This is a genomic window from Caballeronia sp. LZ043 (assembly GCF_031451075.1).
Taxonomy (GTDB): Bacteria; Pseudomonadota; Gammaproteobacteria; order Burkholderiales; family Burkholderiaceae; genus Caballeronia.
Genome location: NZ_JARUXT010000002.1, coordinates 1,355,704 through 1,362,130, shown reverse-complemented (window position 1 = coordinate 1,362,130; position 6,427 = coordinate 1,355,704). Strand labels below are relative to the sequence as shown.

The window sequence follows — 6,427 nt, the reverse complement described above, 5'->3', positions numbered from 1 at the left end:
CGCGCGCAGGATGTCGTCGGTCGTGCGCACGAGCGTCAGGATCTCGCTGTACTCGCGGATCTGCTGCTTCATCTCCGCGATGTTGTCGATGGTCTTCTGGAAGTCTTCCCACACCGAGACGGTGCAATTCACGGCGGTGACGTTGCCTTTGCGCATGTCCTCGAACACGGAGCGCTCGAACTTCGAGATGTTCAGGCCGTCGATGATGATGCTCGAATCGTGCAATGCACTCATGGTCGTGGTCCGTTGAAGTCGCTTCAGTGGGTACGGGAGAACGCGTCGGCGGTTGCGGTGCCGCCTGCGTTCGTGTTCGCGAAGCCGGCTTCTTCGAGCGCCGTCTTCGAGGTCTCGCGCAACGAGAGGCCGCCGATCATCGCGAGAATCGACACGGCGATCAGATAGTAAGCCGGCGACAGGTTCGTGCCGGTGACGGAGATCAGCCAGGTGGCGACCAGCGGCGCAGTGCCGCCGAAGATCGTGTAGGCGAGGTTGTAGGTGATCGCGGATGCCGTGTAGCGGGTCTTGGTCGCGAAGACCTCCGACAGCAGCGGCGCCGTCACGACGCCCGACAGCACCGCGCCCACGGCCAGCAGCGCGACGCCGAACAGGGATTGCGACAGATTGCCCGAACCGCCCAGCGTGAAGGCCGGATAGACCGACGCGATGATGAACACGCAGGTGCTGCCGATGGTCACGCGGCGGCCCACGGCATCGGAGAACAGGCCTGCCAGCGGACACAACGCGGCGGCGAAGAAGAGGGCGAGCACGGTCACGAGCAGCGAGGTGCCGCGTGACAGATGTCCGGCCACCTGGAGATAGGTCGCGAAGTAGGTGGTGAAGGTGTAGAACGACAGCGCCGTCACCGAGACGAACGCGCCCAGCTTCAGGATGTTCCAGGACTGCGAGCGCAGGGTTTCCGCGAGCGGCGCATGCGCGACTTCATGCTTGCCTTCGAGTGCCTTGAAGGCGGGCGTTTCATTCAGGTTGACGCGCAGATAGACGCCGATGAGACCGATCGGCGCGGCGATCAGGAACGGCACGCGCCAGCCCCAGTCGACCATCGCGGCCGAGGACAGCCACGATTCCATCGCATAGGCGACGACAGCGGCGCAGGCAAACGACGAGAACGTCGAGACCGGCACGAAGCTGCCGAAGAACGCGCGCCGGCGGCGCGGCGCATGTTCCATCACATAGGCACAGGCGCCCGCATATTCGCCGCCAGCCGAGAAGCCCTGCACGCAGCGAATGATCGTGAGCAGCAGCGGCGCCCAGTAACCGATGCTCGCGTAGGTCGGCAGCAGGCCGATCAGCGTGGTCGAGCCGGCCATCAGCAGGATGGTGAAGGCGAGGGTGCGCTTGCGTCCCACCCGGTCGCCGACGACGCCGAAGAACAGCCCGCCAAGCGGACGGAACGCGAAGGCCACCGCGAACACCGCGAAGGTTTTCAGGAGACCGACGGTGGGATCGCCGCTGGGAAAGAACTCGCGCGTGAGGATCGTCGCGAGAAAGCCGTATGCGGCGAAGTCGAACCATTCGACGAAATTGCCGATGGAGGCGGCCGCAATGACGCGCCGCAGCGTACGGGTGTCGACTTCCTGACCTGGTTGAGCTGACATGTTCATCTCGCTTTTCACGTGTCGGTGTGCATCGGAGGGATGAAAACGAGAGTAGGCGCTCAAATTACCTAGGTCGATACGTGTCAATTACCTAGGTAATCCGGGATGGGTGGCACGGGAATGCGCGATCGGATCGCGCAGGCGATATCATCGCGTGCCCGGATCCCACCCTCGCCGCACCTTACGCCGACATGAACAAAGCTTTCAGCGACATGGATCGCGACGCCGTCTACCGCGCCATTCACGAGCGTCGCGACATGCGCCATTTCGTCAGCGATCCGGTCGATCCGCAGGTCATGCGGCGGCTCATCGATGCGGCGCTGCATGCGCCGAGCGTCGGCTTCATGCAGCCATGGCGCATCGTGCGGATCACGTCGAAAGCGTTGCGCGCGCAGTTATGCGATGCCGTCGAACGCGAGCGCCTGCTCACCGCCGACGCTCTCGCCGAACGTCGCGACGCGTTCATGCGTCTCAAGGTGGAAGGTCTGCGCGAGTGCGCGGAAGTGCTCGTGATGGCGCTGATGGACGGCCGCGAACAGCATGTGTTCGGCCGTCGCACGCTGCCGGAGATGGACCTGGCGTCGGTGGCGTGCGCGATACAGAACATGTGGCTCGCGGCCCGCGCCGAAGGGCTCGGCATGGGCTGGGTATCGCTGTTCGATCCCGCTGCCGTCGGCGCCTTACTGAACATGCCGGCGGGCGCGCGGCCGGTCGCCATCCTCTGCGTGGGGCACGTGGAACGCTACTACGATGCCCCGATGCTCGAAACCGAACGATGGGCCGCGCGCCGCTCCTTCGACGAATGCGTGTTCGAGAACGCGTGGCCGGAAGCGCAGGCGCTATAGCGGCTCAGTCGGCCGCGCCGAGATCGCGCAGGCGCTTGCCGGCCATCAGGTCGTTGCCCAGCTTTTCCAGCGATACACCACGCGTCTCCGGCACATAGAAGAACACGATGACCGCGAACAGCGCGTTCAGGAACGCGTACAGCACGAAGGTGTTCGCTTCGCCGATCGTCGAAAGCAGGCTCAGGAACGTGGCCGCGACCACCATGTTCGCTACCCAGTTGACCAGCGTGGAAGCGGCGACGCCGAAGTCGCGTCCCTGTTGCGGCTGAATCTCCGAGCACAGGATCCACACAAGCGGCCCGGCCGACATCGCGAAGCCCGCGATGAACAGCAGCAGCGACACGACCGCCATCCCCTGCGCCGCCGTGCCCGATACGCCTGCATGCAGCAGGAAGCCGAGCGCGCACATGCCGAACGCCATCACCGCGCAGCCGGCATAGAGAATCGGCTTGCGTCCCCAGCGATCGACGAAGGCAATCGCGCCGAAGGTCGCAATCACGTTCACGAGGCCGACGATCACAGTCGCCCACAATTGCTGCTCATGCGTTGCGAAGCCGGCCAGCTGGAAGATGCGCGGGGCGTAGTACATCACGACGTTGATGCCGGTCAGTTGCTGGAAGATCTGCAGCACGACGCCCAGCGCCACCGAACGGCGGAAGTTGGGATTGCTGCGCAGCAGGCTCCAGCCGCGTTGCGGTTGCTTGTTGTCGTCGCTGACCTGTTCAAGCTCGCTCTGCACGTCGGCGGGATTCGCATACAGGCGTTGCAGCACGGCGCGGGCTTCGTCGCCGCGATCGCGTTGCAGCAGCCAGCGCGGACTGTCGGGAAGCGCGAGCACGCCTGCCAGAAAGAACGCCGCCGGAATTGCGATGACACCCAGCATCCAGCGCCAGTCGGCGATATAGGAGAGCCCGATGTTGGACAGGAACGCCGCCAGGATGCCGACAGTGATCATCAACTGATAGGTCGAGATCATGGCGCCCCGCCATTGCCTCGGCGCGACTTCGGACAGATACAGCGGCGCGGTGAATGACGCCATGCCCACCGCCAACCCGAGCACCAGACGCGCGCCGATCAGGTGAGCGGGTCCGCTCGCGAATGCGGACCACAGCGAGCCGATGATGAAGAGGATCGCCGCGAGCACCAGTGCATAGCGGCGTCCGAGACGCCACGAGAGCCAGCCTGCCGCGAGCGCGCCGAGGGCTGCGCCGACCATCATCGAGCTGACGATCCATTCCTGCGAGCGATCGTTGAGGACGAACTGTTTCGCGATGAAAGGCAGCGCGCCGGAGATCACGCCGATATCCAGGCCGAACAGCAGGCCGGCAAGCGCGGCCATGAAGCAGACGAAGAGACCGTAGCGTTTGGATTGGGCAGCGGCGGGAGCGCGGCGGTCGGCGAGGGTGCTCATGTGAGGATCTCCAGTCGGGTTCAGAGGATCGGGGCGGCCCGCATGCGATCTGCGCGAGATCGCTTGCCGAAACGATCTTGCGCTCATCCGGACGGCTGCGCTCTTTTCCTGCGCACGCGCGCGAGGGCTCAGCTCCCGTAAGAGAAGACACGCGCGCCGTAGCCGGCCTTTCGCTGCCTTGACGAACGCTCTGATCGAAACGGGTGTTCGTGTGACTGCCTTGGTGCAGGTTTCGGACCTGACGTGCTCGTCGGTCATTCAAGCTTTGTTGTCTAGGGTTTTCCCTTGCTTGCTCGATCTGTTTTGGCCGTGAACAATCGATTCACACCAATGAATCGAGTTCGTATATATGAACGACGCAGTCCGGTCAGCCGCACGGGTCCTCGACTTGCTCGAATATTTCGCATCGACGGAAGAGGGCGTGGCGCTGACCACCGTTTCCACGATTTTCGCGATGCCCAAGAGCAGCACGCTCGCGCTGCTGCGCACGCTGCTCTCGCGCGGCTACCTTGAACGCGACGATCACAACCTCTATCGGCTGAATCCGGCGTTTCGCAGCGGCGGCTTCGGCTGGAACGGCGACCTCGGCGCGCGCCTGACCGCCATCGCCAAACCGGCGATGGACGATCTGTGCGTGGAAGTGGGCGAGACGGTCGTGCTGAGCGTGTTTACGGACGACGGACAGTTCAGAACTGTCGCCAAATCACTCGCGCAGACCGTGGTGCGCTACGACCTCGAAATCGACAAGTCGTATCCCGCCTATTGCGGCGCGATGGGCCGCGCGATGCTCGCTTGCCTGCCGCGCGAGAAGCGCGACGCACTGCTCGCGCTCTGGCCGCTGGAGCAGCGCACGCCGTACGCGCTGTCCGACCTCGCGCGCATCAACGAAAAGATCGATCAGGCGGCCATCGAGGGCGTTGCCATCGTCGAGGAAGAGTTCGCGCTGGATGGCGTCGGCATCGCGATGCCGATCTGCGATGCCGGCGGCGTGCCCATCGCGGCGCTGGACGTGGGCTGCGTCGCCAGCCGTTATCCGGCGAAGCGCGACAAGATCCTCGCGGCGATGCGCGCCTGCATCGACCGCTTGCCCCCGCCGTTCGGCGCATTGACGCCGGCGGCCCCGTCGACTTCGCCTTCGCCGCGCGAATCCGCTTAAGAGTCGCTTGACCAACATCGCATGCCGGGATTCCGGCATCTCCACATCGAAAACTTAGGGTTCCTGTATGCTCAATCAGGCTGATACGCAAGCTGCCGTCCCGCCCCTGACGACAGACGCGCCGCAAGCACACTCGACACGCCAGCAACTCATGGCCGCCATGATCGGCAATGTGCTCGAGTACTACGACTTCATCGTGTACGCGTTCCTCGCCGCGACGCTCGCGCGCAACTTCTTCCAGGGCGACAAGTACGGCGGCCTGCTGGCGAGCTTCGCCGCCTTCGGCGTCGGCTTCCTGGCGCGGCCGGTGGGCGGCGCGATCATCGGCCGCATCGCCGACGTGCACGGCCGGCGCGCCGCGCTGCTCATCACCATCTTCGGCATGGCGGTCGGCACGGCGGGCATCGGCCTGTTGCCGACGTATGCGACGGCGGGCGCACTCGCCCCCGCGCTGCTCGTGTTCCTGCGGCTCGTTCAGGGCCTCGCGGCGGGCGGCGAATGGGGCAGCGCCACGTCGTTCATCGTCGAATCCGCGCCACCGGGCAAACGCGGCTTCTATGGCGGCATGGGCCAGGCGTCGATTGCGGCGTCGTCGCTGGCGAGCAGCGTGGTCGCGACCATCGTCAGCGCGTCCTTTACCGCCGATCAACTCGATGCCTGGGCCTGGCGCCTGCCGTTCCTGTTCGGTGGCATCCTGCTGCCGATCGGTCTCTACATGCGCCGCAACATCGTCGAGACGCCCGCGTTCACGCAGGTGCAGGAGAACCTGGAGCAGGTCGAACGCACCAGCAAGTCGGCTGCGCTCGGCATGATGTCGAAGGCGTTCGGCTTCACCATCATCTGGACCGTGTCGTACTACGTGATGCTCAGCTACATGCCGACCTTCCTCGGCAAGTACGCCGGCCTCAGCACGACGCAGGCGCTGATGTCGAATTCGATCGCGCTCGCCGTGCTGGTCGCGGCCACGCCGTTCTTCGGCGCGCTGTCGGACCGCATCGGCCGCAAGCCGCTGCTCATCGGCTGCTGCGTGGGCTTCCTGCTGTTCTCGTACGTGCTGTTCCGCGTGGTGCTCGGCGGCGCGAGCTTCGGCGCGATCCTGGCCATCCAGATCTTCTTCAACCTGTTCATCGCGGCCTTCTCGGGCGCGGGTCCGTCGGCGCTGTGCGAGCTGTTCCCGACCTACGGCCGCACCACGCTGATGTCGATCGGCTACAGCCTCTCCACCGCGATCTTCGGCGGCTTCGCACCGTTCATCTCGACCTGGCTCATCGGCGTGACCGGCTCGCCCATCGCACCGGCTTTCTATCTGACGGCGGCGGCGATCGTCTCCGGCATCGTCATCTCGACTTTCCGCGAAACCGCACGCGAGCGGCTTCGCTAAACCAACGGGCAAACCTTC

6 protein-coding genes are annotated in these 6,427 nt (G+C 64.9%); 3 read left to right on the top strand and 3 right to left on the bottom strand.

The window, feature by feature from the left end; all coding sequences use genetic code 11:
- Together QCE64_RS19810 and QCE64_RS19805 are read right to left on the bottom strand one after the other, a co-directional pair.
- Positions 1-234 (bottom strand): membrane dipeptidase (locus QCE64_RS19810; protein ID WP_309927815.1); only part of this gene is annotated, 234 nt, incomplete at its 3' end.
- Between the two features lie 23 nt (positions 235-257).
- On the bottom strand, positions 258-1,616 hold the full coding sequence (locus QCE64_RS19805; RefSeq protein WP_309927813.1) for an MFS transporter: 1,359 nt from the start codon (positions 1,614-1,616) through the stop codon (positions 258-260).
- A gap of 191 nt (positions 1,617-1,807) precedes the next feature.
- Here QCE64_RS19805 and bluB point away from each other — a divergent pair, with 191 nt between their 5' ends.
- The gene (gene bluB / locus QCE64_RS19800; protein WP_310005673.1) at positions 1,808-2,461 is read left to right on the top strand and encodes a 5,6-dimethylbenzimidazole synthase; all 654 of its coding nucleotides are present in this window, start codon (positions 1,808-1,810) and stop codon (positions 2,459-2,461) included.
- Positions 2,462-2,465: 4 nt separating this feature from the next.
- On the opposite strand, the gene QCE64_RS19795 is transcribed toward bluB, so the two are convergent.
- Positions 2,466-3,872 (bottom strand): sugar porter family MFS transporter, encoded by a 1,407-nt coding sequence (locus QCE64_RS19795; RefSeq protein ID WP_309927810.1) that lies wholly within the window; start codon positions 3,870-3,872, stop codon positions 2,466-2,468.
- Between the two features lie 349 nt (positions 3,873-4,221).
- Here QCE64_RS19795 and QCE64_RS19790 point away from each other — a divergent pair, with 349 nt between their 5' ends.
- Complete coding sequence (locus QCE64_RS19790) at positions 4,222-5,028, top strand: IclR family transcriptional regulator (RefSeq protein WP_309927809.1); 807 nt, start codon at positions 4,222-4,224, stop codon at positions 5,026-5,028.
- 151 nt (positions 5,029-5,179) lie between these two features.
- Positions 5,180-6,409, top strand: a complete 1,230-nt coding sequence (locus QCE64_RS19785; protein ID WP_309927807.1) for an MFS transporter — start codon at positions 5,180-5,182, stop codon at positions 6,407-6,409.
- The last annotated feature ends 18 nt before the right edge of the window (positions 6,410-6,427 follow it).